Annotated in this window: 22 protein-coding genes; 5 read left to right on the forward strand and 17 right to left on the reverse strand. The window is 65.1% G+C overall.

Annotation, left to right across the window (positions count from 1 at the left end):
* From VK533_RS01450 to VK533_RS01465, 4 genes are all read right to left on the reverse strand, one after another.
* On the reverse strand, positions 1-893 hold an 893-nt coding region (locus VK533_RS01450), incomplete at its 3' end, for a metallopeptidase TldD-related protein (RefSeq protein ID WP_324374309.1).
* Between the two features lie 75 nt (positions 894-968).
* Positions 969-1,571, reverse strand: a complete 603-nt coding sequence (locus VK533_RS01455) for a PEPxxWA-CTERM sorting domain-containing protein (protein ID WP_324374311.1) — start codon at positions 1,569-1,571, stop codon at positions 969-971.
* A gap of 82 nt (positions 1,572-1,653) precedes the next feature.
* Positions 1,654-2,232: a PEPxxWA-CTERM sorting domain-containing protein gene (locus VK533_RS01460; RefSeq protein ID WP_324374313.1), complete on the reverse strand. Its 579-nt coding sequence runs from the start codon at positions 2,230-2,232 to the stop codon at positions 1,654-1,656.
* A 99-nt stretch (positions 2,233-2,331) separates the two neighbouring features.
* Complete coding sequence (locus VK533_RS01465; RefSeq protein WP_324374315.1) at positions 2,332-2,532, reverse strand: zinc-finger domain-containing protein; 201 nt, start codon at positions 2,530-2,532, stop codon at positions 2,332-2,334.
* Between the two features lie 105 nt (positions 2,533-2,637).
* Here VK533_RS01465 and VK533_RS01470 point away from each other — a divergent pair, with 105 nt between their 5' ends.
* The gene (locus VK533_RS01470) at positions 2,638-3,633 is read left to right on the forward strand and encodes an adenosine kinase (RefSeq protein ID WP_324374317.1); all 996 of its coding nucleotides are present in this window, start codon (positions 2,638-2,640) and stop codon (positions 3,631-3,633) included.
* Here VK533_RS01470 and VK533_RS01475 read toward each other — a convergent pair.
* From VK533_RS01475 to hisB, 8 genes are all read right to left on the reverse strand, one after another.
* Positions 3,630-4,085, reverse strand: a complete 456-nt coding sequence (locus tag VK533_RS01475; RefSeq protein ID WP_324374319.1) for a GNAT family N-acetyltransferase — start codon at positions 4,083-4,085, stop codon at positions 3,630-3,632. The two genes, VK533_RS01470 and VK533_RS01475, sit on opposite strands and share 4 nt — an antisense overlap.
* A gap of 4 nt (positions 4,086-4,089) precedes the next feature.
* Positions 4,090-5,634: an amino acid permease gene (locus tag VK533_RS01480; RefSeq protein ID WP_324374321.1), complete on the reverse strand. Its 1,545-nt coding sequence runs from the start codon at positions 5,632-5,634 to the stop codon at positions 4,090-4,092.
* Between the two features lie 93 nt (positions 5,635-5,727).
* Positions 5,728-6,105 (reverse strand): histidine triad nucleotide-binding protein, encoded by a 378-nt coding sequence (locus VK533_RS01485; protein WP_324374323.1) that lies wholly within the window; start codon positions 6,103-6,105, stop codon positions 5,728-5,730.
* Complete coding sequence (locus VK533_RS01490; protein ID WP_324374324.1) at positions 6,105-6,422, reverse strand: phosphoribosyl-ATP diphosphatase; 318 nt, start codon at positions 6,420-6,422, stop codon at positions 6,105-6,107. The genes VK533_RS01485 and VK533_RS01490 overlap by 1 nt, the downstream gene beginning before the upstream one ends.
* Positions 6,423-6,431: 9 nt before the next feature.
* Positions 6,432-7,202: an imidazole glycerol phosphate synthase subunit HisF gene (gene hisF, locus VK533_RS01495; protein ID WP_324374326.1), complete on the reverse strand. Its 771-nt coding sequence runs from the start codon at positions 7,200-7,202 to the stop codon at positions 6,432-6,434.
* Complete coding sequence (gene hisA / locus VK533_RS01500; protein ID WP_324374328.1) at positions 7,199-7,939, reverse strand: 1-(5-phosphoribosyl)-5-[(5-phosphoribosylamino)methylideneamino]imidazole-4-carboxamide isomerase; 741 nt, start codon at positions 7,937-7,939, stop codon at positions 7,199-7,201. The genes hisF and hisA overlap by 4 nt, the downstream gene beginning before the upstream one ends.
* Positions 7,940-8,560 carry an imidazole glycerol phosphate synthase subunit HisH gene (gene hisH / locus VK533_RS01505; protein ID WP_324374330.1) on the reverse strand — a complete coding sequence of 207 codons (621 nt, stop codon included), beginning with the start codon at positions 8,558-8,560 and terminating at the stop codon, positions 7,940-7,942. It abuts the gene before it with no gap.
* Positions 8,553-9,149 carry an imidazoleglycerol-phosphate dehydratase HisB gene (gene hisB / locus VK533_RS01510; RefSeq protein ID WP_324374332.1) on the reverse strand — a complete coding sequence of 199 codons (597 nt, stop codon included), beginning with the start codon at positions 9,147-9,149 and terminating at the stop codon, positions 8,553-8,555. The genes hisH and hisB overlap by 8 nt, the downstream gene beginning before the upstream one ends.
* 75 nt (positions 9,150-9,224) lie before the next feature.
* On the opposite strand from hisB, the gene VK533_RS01515 reads away from it, so the two are divergent.
* Both VK533_RS01515 and VK533_RS01520 read left to right on the forward strand, forming a co-directional pair.
* Positions 9,225-9,701 (forward strand): SspB family protein, encoded by a 477-nt coding sequence (locus VK533_RS01515; protein WP_324374334.1) that lies wholly within the window; start codon positions 9,225-9,227, stop codon positions 9,699-9,701.
* A 77-nt stretch (positions 9,702-9,778) separates the two neighbouring features.
* Positions 9,779-11,383 (forward strand): EAL domain-containing protein, encoded by a 1,605-nt coding sequence (locus VK533_RS01520; RefSeq protein WP_324374336.1) that lies wholly within the window; start codon positions 9,779-9,781, stop codon positions 11,381-11,383.
* On the opposite strand, the gene VK533_RS01525 is transcribed toward VK533_RS01520, so the two are convergent.
* Complete coding sequence (locus VK533_RS01525) at positions 11,380-12,399, reverse strand: GlxA family transcriptional regulator (protein ID WP_324374338.1); 1,020 nt, start codon at positions 12,397-12,399, stop codon at positions 11,380-11,382. The two genes, VK533_RS01520 and VK533_RS01525, sit on opposite strands and share 4 nt — an antisense overlap.
* A gap of 103 nt (positions 12,400-12,502) precedes the next feature.
* Here VK533_RS01525 and VK533_RS01530 point away from each other — a divergent pair, with 103 nt between their 5' ends.
* Positions 12,503-13,333, forward strand: a complete 831-nt coding sequence (locus VK533_RS01530) for an alpha/beta hydrolase (RefSeq protein ID WP_324374340.1) — start codon at positions 12,503-12,505, stop codon at positions 13,331-13,333.
* Positions 13,334-13,400: 67 nt separating this feature from the next.
* Here VK533_RS01530 and VK533_RS01535 read toward each other — a convergent pair whose 3' ends face one another.
* Positions 13,401-14,318 carry a bifunctional helix-turn-helix transcriptional regulator/GNAT family N-acetyltransferase gene (locus VK533_RS01535; RefSeq protein WP_324374342.1) on the reverse strand — a complete coding sequence of 306 codons (918 nt, stop codon included), beginning with the start codon at positions 14,316-14,318 and terminating at the stop codon, positions 13,401-13,403.
* Positions 14,319-14,394: 76 nt separating this feature from the next.
* On the reverse strand, positions 14,395-15,402 hold the full coding sequence (locus tag VK533_RS01540) for a cupin-like domain-containing protein (protein WP_324374344.1): 1,008 nt from the start codon (positions 15,400-15,402) through the stop codon (positions 14,395-14,397).
* Between the two features lie 107 nt (positions 15,403-15,509).
* Between VK533_RS01540 and fumC the strand changes: the two genes are divergently transcribed.
* Positions 15,510-16,898, forward strand: a complete 1,389-nt coding sequence (gene fumC, locus VK533_RS01545) for a class II fumarate hydratase (protein WP_324374346.1) — start codon at positions 15,510-15,512, stop codon at positions 16,896-16,898.
* Between the two features lie 222 nt (positions 16,899-17,120).
* On the opposite strand, the gene VK533_RS01550 is transcribed toward fumC, so the two are convergent.
* Entirely contained in the window at positions 17,121-17,258 is a 138-nt protein-coding gene (locus VK533_RS01550) for a hypothetical protein (RefSeq protein WP_324374348.1), read from the reverse strand.
* 208 nt (positions 17,259-17,466) lie between these two features.
* Positions 17,467-17,839, reverse strand: a 373-nt coding sequence (locus tag VK533_RS01555) for an amidohydrolase family protein (RefSeq protein ID WP_324374349.1), incomplete at its 5' end; no start/stop codon positions are given.

Genomic DNA, 17,839 nt, shown 5'->3' on the forward strand with positions numbered 1-17,839 from the left:
CGGCGCTGGTGCATGGCGCCGTCGTCGATGACGGTGACGCCCGGCGCGGCGACGCGTTCGCCGATCCTGCCGGAAAAAGCCGACGTGCCCTTGCGGTTGAAATCGCCCTCAAGGCCGTGGCCGACTGCTTCGTGCAGCAGCACGCCAGGCCAGCCGGGGCCGCACACAACGGTCATCTCGCCCGCAGGGGCAGCGATGCTTTCGAGATTGACGAGCGCCTGCTTGAGCGCCTCGTCGATCGCGCGGTTCCAGCTCGCGGGCTCGAACAGCCGGTCATAGAGATAACGCCCGCCGAGGCCGAAGAAGCCGGTCTCGCGCCGGCCATTTTGTTCGACCACGATCGACACGTTGAGCCGCACCAGCGGGCGCACGTCGTGCGCGACGAAGCCGTCGGGGCGCACGATCTCGACCACGCTCCACGATCCCGACAGGCCGACCGAGACCTGCTGGACCCTCGGGTCACGCGCACGGGCGGCGGCGTCGACTTCCTGGCAGAGCGCGACCTTGCGCGCGAACGGGATCGCCGAGAGCGGATCGTCGGCGGTGTAGAGTTTGGCATTGGTCCGGCGCGGCGCGGGCGCGCGGCCTTCCTTGGCCGGATCGAGCAGGGTCATCGTCTCGGCGGCGCGGATGATCGCGGCTTCGCTCAATTCGTTGGCATGGGCGAAGGCGGTAGTCTCGCCCGACAGGCCACGCAGGCCGAAGCCGGCCTGCGTGTTGAAATCGGCGGTCTTGAGCCGGCCGTCGTCGAAGCCGAACGCCTCGCTCGCGATATATTGGAGGTAGAGCTCGCCATCGTCGCAATTGCGCAAGGCGTCGCCGGTCAGGCGGATCGCTGTGTCCGGATCGAGATCGCGGTAGAGAAAGCGGCGGGGATCGGCGAGGATGGTCATAGCGGGGATATAGGTCGCGGCGCGCGACCTGTAACCCCAGTCCTCGCCGACAATCCCTCGTCGATGGAATCAGATTCAGCCGAAGCGGACGCTCGTCCGCCGGCGACGGCGCATCGTCGCACCGACCGCGCCGAAGCCGCCGACCATCATCGCCCAGGTGGCGAGTTCGGGCACTGCGCCTTCCGCGTCCGAACTGATCGTGACAAGGAACTGCCCATCGCTGGGTTCGCCGCCCCACCAGAGCAAGGTGTAGGTGCCGACCTGCAGATGATGATTGCCATTGTCATCGTCGGTGAACAGGGCCGGGCCGATTGGATCGAGCTCGTAGCTGAAATCGACGTCGAGCCCATCCGGGGTGTTGATGAAGGGGACCAGGGTGAGTCCGCCGTAGGCCCAATCATAGTAGAAATCGATATTCGCGTGGGACGACTCGCCGTCGAAGAGCGGGAAGTCGAAGATATGGCCATCGGCATAGGACCAGAAGCCGTTGCCGCTCTCGCCGCCCCATGCGTCATCGACCGTGAAATGCGCGGTACGATCATAAGGAATATCGGCCGGCGGCGTCGAGGCGCCGCCCTCCCAATATTTGATATCGAAGGTGAAGATAGTCGCTTGCGCGGCGGTAGCGGCGAACGCGGCCAGAGATGCTCCGGCGAGCGCGACCCAGATCTTCTTCATGAAATTTCCCCCAACGAGAGGGGGCGGTAGGCCTTAATTGTTACGGGCACAATCTCCGCACGGCGTTGGCTCCCGCCAGGCTTCAGCCGAAGCTGACGGTCGTCCGCTGGCGACGGCGCATGGCGGCGCCGATCGCGGCGAAACCGCCGAGCATCATCGCCCACGCGGCGGGCTCCGGTACACCCTCGGGCGCCGCAGTCTCGGCGATCGTCAGGCGCGCCCAGTTATGGAAGCCGAGATGGTAATTATAGACGCCCGGCTGGATGTAATAATTGTCCTCGTCCCCGCCCAAAACGGACGGACCCGGAATATCCATCATCCAGTAATAGTCCACGTCGCCATCGGCCGTGAAAGGCGTGATCGTGAAGCCGCCGCCCCAATAGTCGTTGTAGAGATCGATATCGACGTCGGTATATCCGGAGTCGAGATAGGTGCCGTGGCCGTAGCTCCAGATACCGGTACTGGTTCCGTTATTGCTGATCGCGCCGCCCATCGAATCGTCGATGATGAGGTGCACATAATCCTCTGCGGCCGGATCGGTCGGGGGCGATCCGATGCCGTTCCAATGAACCAGATCGAACGAGAACCATGCCGCTTGCGCCGTCGAGCAGGCCAGCGACGCCAAGGATACCCCCGCGAGCGCGATCCAGATCTTCTTCATGCTGCCCCCCAAATACCGGAGGGATAATACGCCTGAATTGTAAACCCGGCAAGGAGAGTCCGAATCGGACCTTTTTGGCCGATTTCCGCTAGATACCGGTCAGTGCGCGGCGTCCGCGTCGGCCGGCCCGCCGACCAGGATGAAGCGGCGGTCGCAATAGCCGCAATCGACATAGCCCTTCTCGTCGATCTCGAGATAGACGCGCGGGTGGCCGAGCGCGGCGCCGCCTGGAATTTCGCGCGCGCCATCGCAGGCAACACGGGCGGTGGCGACTCGGGAGGTTTCGGGGGCTGGCTGCATGGTCAGTGCCGATAGCAAGCCGCAGGGGCGAAGATCAACGGCGGTTGCGTGTCAGGCCCACCTCTCCTAGGCGGCTCGGCAACATATCCGGAGATTTTCCCCAACATGACCGAACCCACGCTCGACATTGTCGCGATCGGCAATGCCATCGTCGATGTGCTCGCCCAGGCCGACGACGCGTTCGTCACGTCCGAAGGCGTCGCCAAGGGATCGATGCGGCTGATGGACGAAGAAACCAGCGACAGCCTCTATTCGCGCATGGGCCCGGGCCGCGAGATCAGCGGCGGATCGGCCGCCAACACCGTCGCCGGCATGGCGATGCTCGGCTGCAAGTGCGGCTTCATCGGCCAGGTCGCCGACGATCAGCTGGGCGAGGTGTTCGCGCACGACATCCGCGCCAACGGCGTGGTGTTCGATACCGCGGTCCGTTCGGGCCAGCCGAGCACCGCGCGCTGCCTGATCCTGGTCACGCCCGACGCGCAGCGCACGATGAACACCTTCCTCGGCGCCTCGCAATTCCTGCCCGAGGCCGCGATCGACCGCGATCAGATCGCGTCGGCCCGGATCCTCTATCTCGAAGGCTATCTGTGGGATCCGGCGGAGCCGCGCGCGGCGATGCAGGCCGCCATCCGGATCGCGCACGAGGCCGGCCGCAAGGTCGCCTTCACGTTGAGCGACACCTTCTGCATCGCGCGCCATGGCGACGATTTCCGCAAGCAGATCGCCGAGGGCGCGTTCGACATCCTGTTCGCCAACGAGAATGAGCTGCTGGCGCTGACCGGCGGCGACGATTTCGACGCGGCGGTGCAGGAGATCGCCGCACAGGTCGAGACCCTGGTCGTCACGCGCGGCAGCCATGGCGCGGTCGCGGTGCAGAAGGGCGTGTACGCCCAGGTCGCGGCCGAGCCGATCGAGAAGATCGTCGACACGACCGGTGCGGGCGATCTGTTCGCGGCGGGTTTCCTCGCGGGGCAGGCGCAGGGGCGTTCGCTCGAGGACAGCCTGCATATGGGCGCGATCGCGGCCGCCGAGGTGATCTCGCATTATGGCGCGCGGCCCGAGGCCAAGCTCGACCAACTGGTCAAGGCGCGGCTGGGCTAAGCCTTCAGGTCTTTCGAGAAGTGGAAGCCCGCAATGTGCAGGCCTTCGCGGAAATAGAAACGATGCGCGCGGGCGCGCGGCACCGCTGAATTGAGCGTCAGCGTGTCGCAGCCCATCGCGCGCGCCTTCGCCTCGACGAAAGTCAGCAGCGTCGCGCCATAGCCTTTGGAGCGCTGCGTCTCGTCGGTGACGAGATCGTCTATCTCCAGCCGATAACCGCAATAGGTGGTGTGGAACGCGCGCCATACCGCCAGCGCGCGCACCTCGCCCTGGTCGAACAACTGGACGAGCCCGGCGCCCTCGGCGAACATCGCCGCCATATGCGCGCGATAATCCGGGCCGATGATCGGCCGGAAGGCGCGGTGCAGCGCCTCGCTCTGGTCCAGGAAAAAAAGCGCTTCGTCGCCGGACGGCTGAGCCTGTCCGGCGACGTCGATCCGTTCGACGCTCACCGCGTCAGGTCGTGCCCGGCTGGGGCGGTTCGGTGCCGTGATAGGCTTCCTCTTCGGGCACATCGACCACGCCGCGGCCGACATGGCTGCGCGAGCGGCTATATCCGAAATACACCACCAGCCCGATCGCGCCCCAGCCGAACAGCACCAGCTTGGCGATCAGTCCGAGATACCAATACAGCGCGACGCAGCCGATGATCGCCAGCGGCGCTACCAACCAGACGGCGGGCATACGAAATGGCCTCCTGCGGTCCGGGTCGGTCTTGCGCAGCACCATGACAGAGACTGCCACCATCGCGAACGCGAACAGCGTGCCGGCGTTGGAGTAATCGGCAAGCCTGCCAACTGGTAGGAACGCCGCCGCGATCGTCACGACAATGCCGGTGAACGCCGTCACAATGTGAGGAGTCCTGTATTTGGGATGGACGCTCGCCAGTTTCGCCGGAAGAAGGCCGTCGCGTGCCATCACGAAGAACACGCGGGTTTGCCCGAACATCATCATCAGGACGACCGAGGGCAGAGCGAGAAACGCGGCAAGGCCGAGCAGGTTACCTAGCTTCACCCAGCCGATACTGCGCAGCACATGTGCCAGCGCCTCGTGGCTGCAGGTCAATGGTTCGCTGAAACCGCTCGCAACTATGGACGCACAGCGGGCGGCGAGCTCGGGCGAGCCCGGCGCGAGAATCTCGCCGTGGAGTCCGGCGACGGGTTGAGCGCCGATCGCGCCGATCGCGCCGGCCGATACCAGCAGATAAAACAGCGTACAGATCAGCAGCGATCCGATCAGCCCAATCGGCACGTTGCGTTGCGGATTGCGGGTTTCCTCGGCGGCTGTCGAAACCGCATCGAAGCCGACATAGGCAAAGAAGATAGAGGAGGCTGCACCGACCACGCCGATCGTGCCCCAGCCGTTCGGGATGAAGGGGTGGAACTCCTCCATCTTCATGACGGGCAGCGTCATCGCGATAAACAGCGTGAGTGCCGCGACTTTGATCGACACGAGAACCGCATTAACGCGCGCGCTCTCGGTCGTGCCGATGATCAGCAGCCAGGTTACGAGCACCGAGATAACGATCGCGGGAAGATTTATGAACCCGCCTTCGAGCGGACCGACCGTAAGCGCCGGTGGAATGATGATGCCAAAGCTGCTTTTCACCAGCCCCACGAAATAGCCGGACCAGCCGACCGCGACCGCTGATGCGCCGACCGCATATTCCAGGATCAATGCCCAACCGACCATCCAGGCGAGAATTTCGCCCACCACCGCATAGGTGTATGTGTAGGCGGAACCAGCCACGGGGACCATCGAGGCCAATTCGGAATAGCAAAGCGCCGCCACCGCGCAGACAAAGCCCGCGATGATGAAGCTGATCATCATCCCTGGCCCAGCCTTCTGCGCGGCCTCGGACGTCAGCACGAAGATGCCGGTGCCGATAACGGCGCCGACCCCGAGCATGGTGAGCTGGAAACCGCCGAGCGTGCGGTGCAATCCCTTCTTCTCGGCGGTGAGCAAAATGGCGTCGAGCGGTTTGACGCGATCGAAGATCATGCAGATTCCCCTAAGAGGCGCCGTTGCGCCTATGCTTATGGGAGGGGGAGCCTAACGGCTTGTGACGCCAGCGCAATAGCCGTGCGGTAAGCGCTAGCCGGCGAGCATCGGCCCCAGCGGACGGCCGCCGAACAGATGAACGTGCAGGTGCGCCACCTCCTGCCCGCCATGGCCGCCGGTATTGGCGAGCAGGCGATAGCCGGGTGCGACCAGGTCATTGTCGCGCGCGACCTGGCCGACCGCGCGGACGAAACCGGCGATCTCGGCGTCCGACGCCCGCGCGGAGAAATCGTCCCACGATGCGTAAGGCCCCCGCGGGATCACGAGGATATGGATCGGCGCGCGCGGCTGGATGTCGTGAAAGGCGAGCGCGTAATCGTCTTCGTACACCGTCTTGGCCGGTATCTCGCCACGCAGGATACGCGCGAAGATATTGCTGTCGTCATAAGACAGGGTGGCGTCGATCGGCATCAGACGGACCTCGCAGCTTTCTCGTCATGGCCCGACGTGCCTTCGCGCCGTTCCAGTTCCGCCAGCACATCGGCCAGCGGAATGCCGGCATCGGCCAGCAGCACGAGCAGGTGAAAGATGGTATCCGCCGCCTCGCCGGTCAGCGCGGCCTTGTCCTCGGCCAGCGCGGCGACGATCGCCTCGACCGCTTCCTCGCCGAATTTGCGCGCGATCTTGGGGCGGCCCTTGGCGAACAGGCTCGCGACATAGGACGACGCCGGATCGGCGCCCTTGCGGCTGGCGATGGTCGCTTCGAGGCGGGTAAGCGTGTCGGCCATGCGTCCGGCTTACCCTGCGTGCGACCGTACGGGCAATCCCGCCGCCGCCAATGCCGCATGGGCTTCGGCGACGGTATGCTCGCCGAAATGGAAGATCGATGCGGCGAGCACCGCGCTGGCATGGCCGTCGGTCACGCCCGCGACCAGATCGTCGAGCGTGCCGACGCCGCCGCTGGCGATCACCGGCACCGACACCGCATCCGCGATCGCGCGGGTCAGCGCGAGGTCGTAGCCGCCCTTGGTCCCGTCATTGTCCATCGACGTGACGAGCAGTTCGCCCGCGCCCAGTTCGGCCAGCCGTACCGCATGCTCGATCGCGTCGATCCCGGTCGGGCGGCGGCCGCCATGCGTGAAGATTTCCCAGCGGCCCTTGCCGACCGCCTTGGCGTCGACCGCGCCGACGACGCATTGCGCGCCGAAGCGGTCGGCGAGATCCGCCGCCAGTTCCGGCCGCGCGACGGCGGCGCTGTTGATCGCGACCTTGTCCGCGCCCGCGAGCAGCAAGGCGCGCGCATCCTCGGGCGTGCGTACGCCGCCGCCGACGGTCAGCGGCATGAAGCAGACCGCAGCGGTGCGCGCGACCACGTCGAGAATGGTGCCGCGATCCTCGTGGCTCGCGGTGATGTCGAGGAAGCAGAGCTCGTCCGCGCCGGCCAGATCATAGACCTTGGCCTGCTCGACCGGATCGCCCGCATCGGCCAGGTCGAGGAACTGCACGCCCTTGACCACGCGCCCGCCCGCTACATCGAGGCAGGGGATGACGCGGACGCGGACGGTCATAAAGTTTCGTCGCGCGCCAGCCGCAACGCCTTGCGCAGATCGAGCCGGCCTTCGTAGAGCGAGCGGCCGCAGATCACGCCTTCGATACCTTCGCTCGCATGGCGGGCAAGGTCGGCGATATCGACCAGGCCCTTGACCCCGCCGCTCGCGATCACCGGCAGCCGCGTGCTGCGCGCCAGTTCGGCGGTCGCACGCACGTTGCAGCCCTTCAGCATCCCGTCGCGGCCGACATCGGTGAACAGGACCGCAGCGACGCCGACATCGGCGAAGCGATTGGCCAGGTCAGCCGCGCTTATGTCGGACGTCTCGGCCCAGCCGTGCGTGGTCACCAGCCCGTCGCGCGCATCGACCGCAACCACGATCCGGTCCGGCAGCGCCCTGGCCGCCGCGCGCACCAGTTCGGGATCCTTGAGCGCGGCGGTGCCGAGCACCACGCGCCACACGCCACGCTCGAGCCAGCGGTCGATCGCCGCGCGATCGCGGATGCCGCCACCGACCTGGACCTTGCCGGGAAAGCTCTCGACGATCTCGGCGACGACCTCGCCGTTGACCGACGCGCCCGCGAACGCGCCGTCGAGATCGACGACATGGATATAATGCGCGCCCTGTTCGGCGAAGACGTTGGCCTGCGCGCACGGATCGTCATTGTAGATCGTCGCGCGCTCCATATCGCCCTCGGCGAGGCGCACGGCCTTGCCGCCCTTCAGGTCGATCGCGGGATAGACGGTGATGCTCATTCAGGGACGCCAGTCGAGAAAGCGGGACAGGAACGCAAGGCCATAGGCCTGGCTCTTTTCGGGATGGAATTGCACGCCGATCATATTGTCGCGCGCGACCGCGGCGGTAACGGTGCCGCCATGGTTTGTGGTCGCGGCGAGCGCCCCGGAATCGGCAACCTGGAAGCCGAAGCTGTGCAGGAAATAGGCCTCGCCCGGCACGATCAAGGGGTGCGGCACGACCGGCACCACATCGTTCCAGCCCATATGCGGCACGCGCGCTTCGGGATCATTGGGCTCGAGCCGGGCGACCACGCCCTCGATCCAGCCGAGGCCGGGATGCGTGCCGAACTCCTCGCCCGCATCCGCCATCAATTGCATGCCGACGCATACGCCCAGGAACGGCGCGCCTTGCGCGATCACGCGCTGGTTGAGCGCATCGACCATGCCGGGGATCGCCGACAGCGCGCCCATGCAGGCGGCGAAGGCGCCGACGCCGGGCAGCACGATCCGCTCGGCGCCGAGCACGACGTCCGGATCGGCGGTGACACGGACATCCGCCGCACCCGCCGCCTTCAGCGCATTTTCGACCGAACGAAGGTTGCCTGCGCCGTAATCGATGAGCGCCAGGCCCTCAGGCACCGCCAAGCGTCCCCTTGGTCGAGGGGATCATGTCGCCCTTGCGCGGATCGATCTCGACCGCCTGCCGCAAGGCGCGCGCGCAGCCCTTGAAGATGCTCTCGCAGATATGGTGGTTGTTGCGGCCGTACAGATTTTCGATGTGGAGCGTCATCGACACCTCCCCCGCGAAGCTCTGGAACCAGTGCTCGATCAGCTCGGTGTCGAGCTCGCCCAGCTTGTTCTGGGTGAATTCCGCCTTCCACACGAGGAAGGGCCGGCCGGAAATGTCGATCGCGACCCGGCTCAGCGTCTCGTCCATCGGCGAGTAGGCCGATCCGAAGCGCGTGATGCCGCGCCGGTCGCCCAGCGCCTTGGCGATCGCCTGGCCCAGCGCGAGCGCCGAATCCTCGGTCGTGTGATGCTGGTCGATATGCAGGTCGCCATCGGCCTTGAGGCTGATGTCGATCAGCGAATGGCGGGAGAGTTGCTCGATCATATGGTCGAGGAAACCGATCCCGGTTGAAATCGCATAGACGCCGGAGCCGTCCAGATTGACGGTGACGTCGATCGCCGTCTCGGCGGTCTTGCGGCTGATCGTGGCGGTGCGCATGGGCAGCGCCCCTATAGCGCATGGACCTGTCAGGCAACGCTTGACCCATTTCCCGACCGCGTTCACTTGGGGGCCATGACCGAGGGTACGCCCGACAGCCTGATTCCCTATGACGAGATCGTCCAGGACGCTCTGCGTGCCGTGGTCGGCCGCGTGCTGGGCCAGGTCGAGACCGACGGGTTGCCCGGCAACCACCATTTCTACATCACGTTCAAGACGCAGGCGCAGGATGTGAACATCCCGCAGCACCTGATCGAACGCTATCCCGACGAGATGACGATCGTCATCCAGAACCGCTATTGGGACCTGCACGTGTCTCCTAGCGGGTTCGAGGTCGGGTTGTCCTTCAACCAGGTCGGCTCGAAGCTCTCGATACCGTTCGCGGCGATCACCGCCTTCCACGATCCCGCGGTCGACTTCGCGCTCCACTTCTCGGCCCAGGTCGAAGATCAGCAGCCCGAAGAAATCGCGGAAGCGGAAAATGACCCGGTCGTCCGTCCGGTCGAGGACGGTTCCAACGTCGTCTCGGTGGATTTCACCCGGAAAAAATAAGAAGGGCTGCCATTGCGCGCGCGCCTCGATTTCGAATGGCAGAACCGGCTATCGCCGCCTTCTGAGTGCGCCATCTGATGCATTTCCAGATGCGGCCCGATCGGAAATATCTGATTCCGGCCGCGGTCGCCCTGGCCTTCCTCACCATATTCGGCGCGATCCTGCTGACCCTGTGGGTGGCGCGCCAGCAAAGCGTGTCCGAACAGAAATCCAAGGCCGATCTGCTTGCCGCGGAAGTCCTGCGGCGCGTCGATGTGACCGGCGGCGAAGTGACCCTCGCGGTCCGGCGCCTCGAACGAGAGCATCCCGACGCCGCGCCCTGTTCGCCCGAGAAGATCCGGCTGATGGGCAACGTCACGCTCACGTCGGACGAGGTCATCGGGGCGGGCTTCATCACCAACGACCGGCTGGTCTGCACCTTGCTGGGCGAACTCAAGCCGGGCCTGCCGGTGGGCAAGCCCGATTATATCAGCAACCGGGGCGCGATCTTCCGCACGAACGTGAAATTGCCGTTCACCGGCAGCCCCGGTTACATTCTCATCAGCGGATTGTCGGGCTATGCGGTGATCGTTCATCCGCGCCTTGCCCGCGATGTGTTCCGCGAAGATCCGCGCAGTTCGATCGGCGTATTCGGCACGAGCAGCCGTCGGCTTGTCAACGTCGCCGGTGCGTTCGACCGGTCCTGGCTCCGCAAATATTTCGACCGGGGGCTGACGACCTATGTCGATCATGGGCGGATCGTCGCGGTACGCCCCTCGATGCAGGGCGACTATTCGGTTTTCGCGATCCTTCCCGCACGCAGCATCACCGAAACCGTACGGCGCTATGCGCTTTTCCTGGTGGCGGGCGGCATGGTGATGGCGGCCCTGCTCGGCTTCGTCATGACCTACGTCGTGCGGACACAAAACTCGTTCGCCACCATTTTGCGCAACGCGATCCGCACGCGCGAATTCCACTGCGAATATCAGCCGATCGTCGAGCTGGCGACGGGCCGATGGGTCGGCGCGGAATGCCTTTTGCGCTGGCGCCGGAAAACCGGCGAGAATGTCAGGCCGGATCTGTTCATCGGCGCGGCGGAAGAGGCGGGGGTGATCGGCGATATTACCGCGATGGTGTGCGACATCATCGGTTCCGAGGTCGACGGCACGCTCCATGACCATCCCGATTTCTATATCACGATCAACGCATCCGCGACCGATCTCAACCACGATCGGATGACACCGTTGCTCGAAACCCTGGTCCGCCGCACGCGCAGCGAGCCGTGCCGGTTCGTGGTTGAGGCGACCGAGCGCGGACTGATCGACAGCGAGGACGGCCGCGCCGCGGTCGACCGCCTCCGCGCGCTGGGGTTCAGGGTGGCGCTCGACGATTTCGGGACGGGCTATTCCAGCCTGTCCTACCTGCAGACCTTCGCGCTCGATTTCATCAAGATCGACAAATTCTTCGTCGAATCGGTCAAGACCGAGGCCGCCACCAGCAACGTCGTCTCGCACATCATCAATATGGCGCGCGATCTCAACCTCGAGATCGTCGCGGAAGGCGTGGAGACGGAGGCGCAGGCGCGCTTCCTCCAGGAAAGGGGCGTGCGCTACGCCCAGGGCTGGTACTTCGCCCGATCGATGCACTGGCCGATGCTGATGGCCGAACTGGCGGCGCGCCGCAGCATGGAGCGCGCGGCCTAAGCGGCGATCCCCACGACTTCATTCTGTGCGCCGAAGCGCCGGCGATAATCGCCCGGCGATACGCCGATGAGCTTGTGGAACAGCCGCCGAAACGCGGCCGTATCCTCATAGCCGACCGTCCAGGCGATCTGATCGACCGGCCGGCGGGTGAATTGGAGCAATTCGCGCGCCTTGCCGACGCGCAGATGCTGGGCATATTCGGTCGGCTTGAGCCCGGTCGCCGCCTTGAACCGGCGCTGGAAGGTGCGCTCCTCCAGCGATGCCTGGCGCGCCATGTCGGGCACCGTGATCGCCTTGGCCGCCTTGCCCTGCAGCCAATGCTGGACCTTCAATATCGCCTCGTCGCCATGCGTCAGGCGCGGCGTGAAATTGCTGAAGTGGCGCTGTTCGCGCCCGGCCGGATCGATCAGCAGGAACTGGCCGGTCTCGACCATGACCGTCGGGCCGAGCAGCCGGTCGACCAGCCGCATACCAAGGTCGGTCCACGCCATCAGCCCGCCGGCGGTGATGATTTCGCCATCCTCGATCACGATCTTGTCGGTATCGAGCAGCACCTTGGGAAAGCGGTCGCGGAACGGGCCGCCGAACAGCCAGTGCGTCGTCGCGGGACGTCCATCGAGCAGGCCCGTCTCGGCGAGGAGGAACGCCCCGCCGCAGTTCGACGCCAGGGTCGCGCCGTCGGCGTGGCGCGCGCGCAGCCAGGCCGCATAGGGCTGTGCCTCCTCGTGCTCGACCGGGCCAGACAGGCGCCCCGGTACGATCAGGATTTCGGGGCGCAATTCGCTTCCCGGATGGGAATCCTGGCTGCGTGCGATCGTGCCGTCTTCGCTCCGGCTCCAATGGCTGACCCTGAGCATCGGCCCGTCATGCGCCGCCGAAAAGCCGCTCGCGATCTGGAGCAAGTCGGTCATGCCGTGGACCATCGCCGACTGGCAGCCGGGATAAAGCAGCAGGCCGACTTCGGTCTTTGGTGCTGGTTGCGGCACGGTCATCCCCACGAATGTCAGTTTCGGCACGCAATTTGTCGTGTGCGCCAATCCCGATGCTGCACCTTCGCCGGTACTTCTTCAACTCACGAGGCGGGATCGCCCCGTTCGACACGAAAGAGGGAGATACATCATGGCTACGATCACCACCCAGGACGGCACCGAAATCTTCTACAAGGATTGGGGGCCCAAGGACGCGCAGGCGCTCTTCTTCCACCATGGCTGGCCGCTCAGCGCGGACGATTGGGACAGCCAGATGATGTTCTTCCTCGCCAAGGGCTACCGTGTGATCGCGCATGACCGTCGCGGCCATGGCCGGTCGAGCCAGACGGCGGAAGGCCATGACATGGACACCTATGCCGCCGACGCTGCGGCAGTGGTCGAAGCGCTCGGCCTGACCGGCGCCATCCATATCGGCCACTCGACCGGTGGCGGCGAGGTGACGCGCTATGTCGCGACCTACGGCGTGAAGCACCAGGTTGCGAAGGCCGTGCTGATCAGCGCGATCCCGCCGACCTTCATGCAGTCCGAACGTAATCCCGACGGCGTGCCCAAGGCGGTCGTCGACGGCATCCGCGACGGCACGGCTTTCCACCGTTCGCAATTCTACCAGGACATCACGATGCCCTTTTACGGCTTCAACCGCGAAGGTGCAGTCGTATCGGACGGCATCCGCCAGAATTGGTGGCGTCAGGGTATGATGGGCGCGGCGATCGCACAGTGGGAATGCGTTCGGGTGCTGTCCGAAACCGAATTCTTCGACGATCTCGCGGTGATCGACGTGCCCGTGCTGGTGATGCACGGCGAGGATGATCAGATCTGCCCGTTCACCACCACCGGCGCACGCTCGGTCAAGCTGCTGAAACAGGGCAAGCTGATCTCTTATCCCGGTCTTCCGCACGGGATGCCGACCACGCATGCCGACATCATCAACCGCGACCTGCTCGCCTTCATCAAGGGCTGAAGTCTCGAAATCCAAAGGGTGGCGGCTTGCCGGTCGCCACCCTTTTTCGTGCGTTAGGGTCTTCCAGTCAGGGTCGGCGCAAATCCAGCCGCCAGGTTTCGCTCTCGATCGGGGCGCCGAATTCCTCGTGGACGTGGCTCTCGACGATCTCGAAGCCGTGTGCGGCATAGATACGGCGCGCGCTTGTCAGGATCGTGTGGGTCCAGAGCGTCATCGCCGAATAGCCGATCTCACGCGCGAAGGTGAGGCAGGCCTCGACCAGCGCATTGCCGATGCCCAATCCGCGCGCGAAGGATTCGACATAGAGCAACCGCAGCCGGCACAGGCCGTCGCCTTCGTCGGTCAGGAAGACCGATCCCGCCATCGTGCCATTGACCTCTGCCACCCAGCATTGCTCGCGGCCGGGCTTGAAGTTGCGCACGAATTCGGTGGTGACCTCGCCCGCTATCACCTCAATTTGCGGGCCCCAGCCATAAACGTCGCGATAGAGGATCGATTGCCGCGCCGCGATCATGCCCATGTCGCCGGGGCGGAAGGTGCGCAGCGTGAAGGCGGGCCTGGCTTCGTCGTCGAGCAAAGTCTGGGACAAACGTAACGCCGCGCAAAGATCGGCGCGGTCCGATGGCTGAAGTCGCTCCAGGATCGCGACGACCGCCTCATGCTGTCGTTCATCGATCTGCTGAAACATGGCTTGGCCTGCGGACGTGATCGCGATGGAAAGCTGTCGCGCGTCGCTGCTGTCGCGGGTCCGCACGATCCAGCCGCGCGCTTCGAACCGGCTGATCACTCGGCTGACGAAGCCGGCATCCATGCCGAGCCGCGACTGCAGATCGCTCGCCAGCAGCCGCAGACCCTGCACGATCTCGAATAATATGCGCGCTTCGGCGAGCGACAGATCGGAGCCGAGAAAGTGCGCATTCAGCGCGCCCACGTAGCGCGTGTAGAAGCGGTTGAACTGGCGGATGGTGGCGATAGCCTCTTCCATCCGACAAGGCTGCATCAATTAGTTGATTCGGTCAACTATTTTGGCGCACGCCTGTTTCAGTCGGCTCCGCGGCCCTCTATCGCGTCATCAGCGCGCCCATCTGCTGGCGGATATGGCGCTTGGTCTCATCGCTGAGCTGGCCGCGGATACCGCTCTTGTCGGGCGGCATGTGCAGCGCGGCATCCTTGTTGAAGATCATATAGGCGAACATTGGCGCCCACGCGTCACGCTGCTCTTCGGACAGGCCCGAGAAAGCGAGGAAGGCGTGCACCAGCGCATCGACCGGCTGCAGGCCAGGCTGGGCAGGCTTCGCGTCGTTCCACCAATAATTGGCGAGCATGTTGAAATCGTCGAGCGAGCGGACGTGGTGCCACCACATATAGGGAATGTAGATGGCGTCGCCTGGCTCCAGATCGGCGATCTGCGCCGCCTCCAGCGCCTTGTCGAAACCGGGGAAACGGTCGAAATCGGGATTGTCGAAATCGATCAGGCTGACCGGCGTGCCGGCGGGCGTGAATTCGAACGGGCCGATATGGAGGTTGGCGACCTGATCGGGCGGAAACAGGGTGAAGCGCCGCCGTCCCGCCACCACCACCGCGATGTTCGAGAACATGTCGTGATGCGCGCTGACAATCACGCGATTGCCGATCCACAGGCGGGGCGATACCGGTTTGCCGATCAGGTCGAGCCGATTCTCGTCGAGAAAGGCGGGGACCGACGCGCGCGCCTCGATTGCCTGCGCGGCGAAGGTGGGCGGCTCCGCCAGCCCGGCGGCACCGAGCAATGCATCGGCAATGCTGCTGACGGTAGCCGGCCGGCGCTCGAAATTGAGGCCGGTCATGTCGGCATTGTAGAAGAAGCGGCCCTTTATCTCGGGCTGCCCGGCCAGCATGTCGAACCCGGCCCCGGTGTCGCGCGCCTTCAGATAGTCGGCGATGCCCTGCGCGGTCGCGCCCGCGCGCACCGCCGGCCAATCCGCCGCTACCCCACGCAGGACGGCGGGCCTGGATGCCGCCATCACTTCCGCGCGGAAACGGCGGGCATCGACATCGTGATATCCGCGGACTTTGGCTGCGCTCTCCATGCCTCTGTCTTACCGTCCGGTAGGACGGTTGAAAGCCCTTATGCTTTTTGGCCTCGCATAACCGTCGCGCGCGCCTAAATCGGGCGCAACGCAATGGGATGATGAAGATGGCCACGCGCACCGAGACCGACAGCTTAGGACCGATCGAGGTTCCGGCGGATGCTTATTGGGGCGCGCAGACGCAGCGATCGATTGAGAATTTCCCATTCGGGACGCGCGAGCGGATGCCGATCGAGATCGTCCACGCGCTCGCGATCGTGAAACAGGCGGCGGCGCGGGTGAACCGCAAACACGGGCTCGACGGCAAACTGGCCGACGCGATCGAGCAGGCGGCGGCGATGGTGGTCGCGGGCCAGCACGACAATCAATTCCCGCTGGTCATCTGGCAGACTGGATCCGGCACCCAGAGCAACATGAACGTCAACGAGGTGATCGCGGGCATCGCCAACGAGGCGCTGGCGGGCACGCGTGGCGGCAAGACGCCGGTCCATCCCAACGATCACGTCAATATGAGCCAGTCGTCGAACGACAGCTTCCCGACCGCGCTCCACATCGCGGCGGCGCGCGCGGTCAACGACCGGCTGTTTCCCGCGCTCGACGCGATGCTCGCCACGCTCCAGCAAAAGGCCAAAGCGTGGGACGATATCGTCAAGATCGGCCGCACCCATCTGATGGATGCGACCCCGCTGACCTTGGGCGACGAATTCTCCGGCTATGCCGCGCAGGTCGCGCGCAGCCGCAAGCGGATCGAGCCGGTGATCGTCAACGGCATGTATCAGCTCGCCCAAGGCGGCACCGCGGTCGGCACCGGGCTCAACGCTCCCAAGGGATTCGACGTTGAGATCGCCGCCGAGATCGCCGCCATCACCGGGCTGCCGTTCGTCACCGCGCCCAACAAGTTCGAGGCGCTCGCCTCCAACGACGCGCTCGTCCACCTGTCGGGCACGCTCAACACGCTCGCGGTCGCGCTCAGCAAGATCGCCAACGATATCCGCCTGCTGGGTTCGGGCCCGCGCTGCGGCCTCGGCGAACTCAAGCTGCCCGAGAATGAGCCGGGCAGCTCGATCATGCCGGGCAAGGTCAACCCGACCCAGTGCGAGATGATGACGATGGTCGCCGCCCAGGTGATGGGTAACAATGTCGCGATCACGGTCGGCGGGCTGCAGGGTCATATGGAACTGAACGTGTTCAAGCCGCTGATCGGCGCCGCCGTCTTGCGCTCGATCGATTTGCTGGCGACCGCGATGGAAAGCTTCCGCGAACGCGCGCTCGAGGGGCTTGAGCCCGATCGCGAACGGATCGCCGCGTTGCTCGATCGATCGCTGATGCTGGTGACCGCGCTCGCGCCCGAGATCGGCTATGACAATGCCGCCAAGATCGCGAAGCATGCGCATCATCATGGGCTCACGCTCAAGGAAGCGGGGCTCGAACTCGGCCTGGTCGATGCGGAGACGTTCGACCGCGTCGTGCGGCCGGAGACGATGCTCGGCCGCTGATCGTCTGCACCGATCAGACAAAGCGGGATTACTGGCGGGCGCGTGCTGCAGGCCGCCGCTACATGCCCCCCATGACAAAGGGAATGTGCATGTCGCTAATTGGTCAGTCACGCTTCGCGCGCGGCAGCCTTATTGCCGGCCGCGATGGCGGCTCTCAGCCTGTTCTGGGTCGCTTTGGTACTGCTCGTCGCCCGGTTGGGCTGAGTAGAAAGCGATCCGACGTCAGGATTCGCGGGGCTCGAACCGCGGATCGCTGGCGGTGGACGCCTCGTCATCCTTGGGGCGGTTGGCGTAGAGCAAGGCCGCGACCAGGGCCGCCGATCCGATACCGATCGCCGCGCCGGCTGTTGCCGCCGCCACTACTTGTTTGCGACGCCTACTGCCACTGCGGGGCGAACTCTTCGTCTTTGCCTTGCTGCCGCTGTTACGCGTGTCAGCCATGCGTATCTCCTCTGCTTGGTCGCAGCTTAGCGTGACGTTCGGCTGGGGTGAAGCACCGATGCGCCCAATCGCCGAAACAAGCGCACGTTTCCGCGCGGCGGTTCCAAAGATTGGCGACCGCGCGTGCCTACAGCGGTTTTCCTGCCGCCTTCACGACCGTTCCGCCCTTCATCACGAAGTCGACGCGCTCAAGCACGCGCACGTCCTTGAGCGGATCTGCGGTCACCGCGATGATATCGGCATAGCGGCCGGGCTGGATCGATCCGATATCGGCCAGATCGCCGATCAGGTCGGCGGCATTGTGCGTGGCCGTCATGATCGCTTCCATCGGCGACAGGCCGGCGGCGACCTCGATCGCGAATTCCTGCGCATTCTCGCCATGTTTGGACAAGCCGAACGTGTCGGTGCCGAACGCAATCTTCACGCCCGCCGCGTGCGCGTCGTGCAGATTCTTCGCCAGTAGCGGCCCGACCACCAGCGCCTTGGCGGCGGTCGACGGG

Origin of the sequence: Sphingomonas sp., from assembly GCF_035317925.1 — a bacterium.
In the GTDB taxonomy this organism is placed as follows: Bacteria; Pseudomonadota; Alphaproteobacteria; order Sphingomonadales; family Sphingomonadaceae; genus Sphingomonas_I.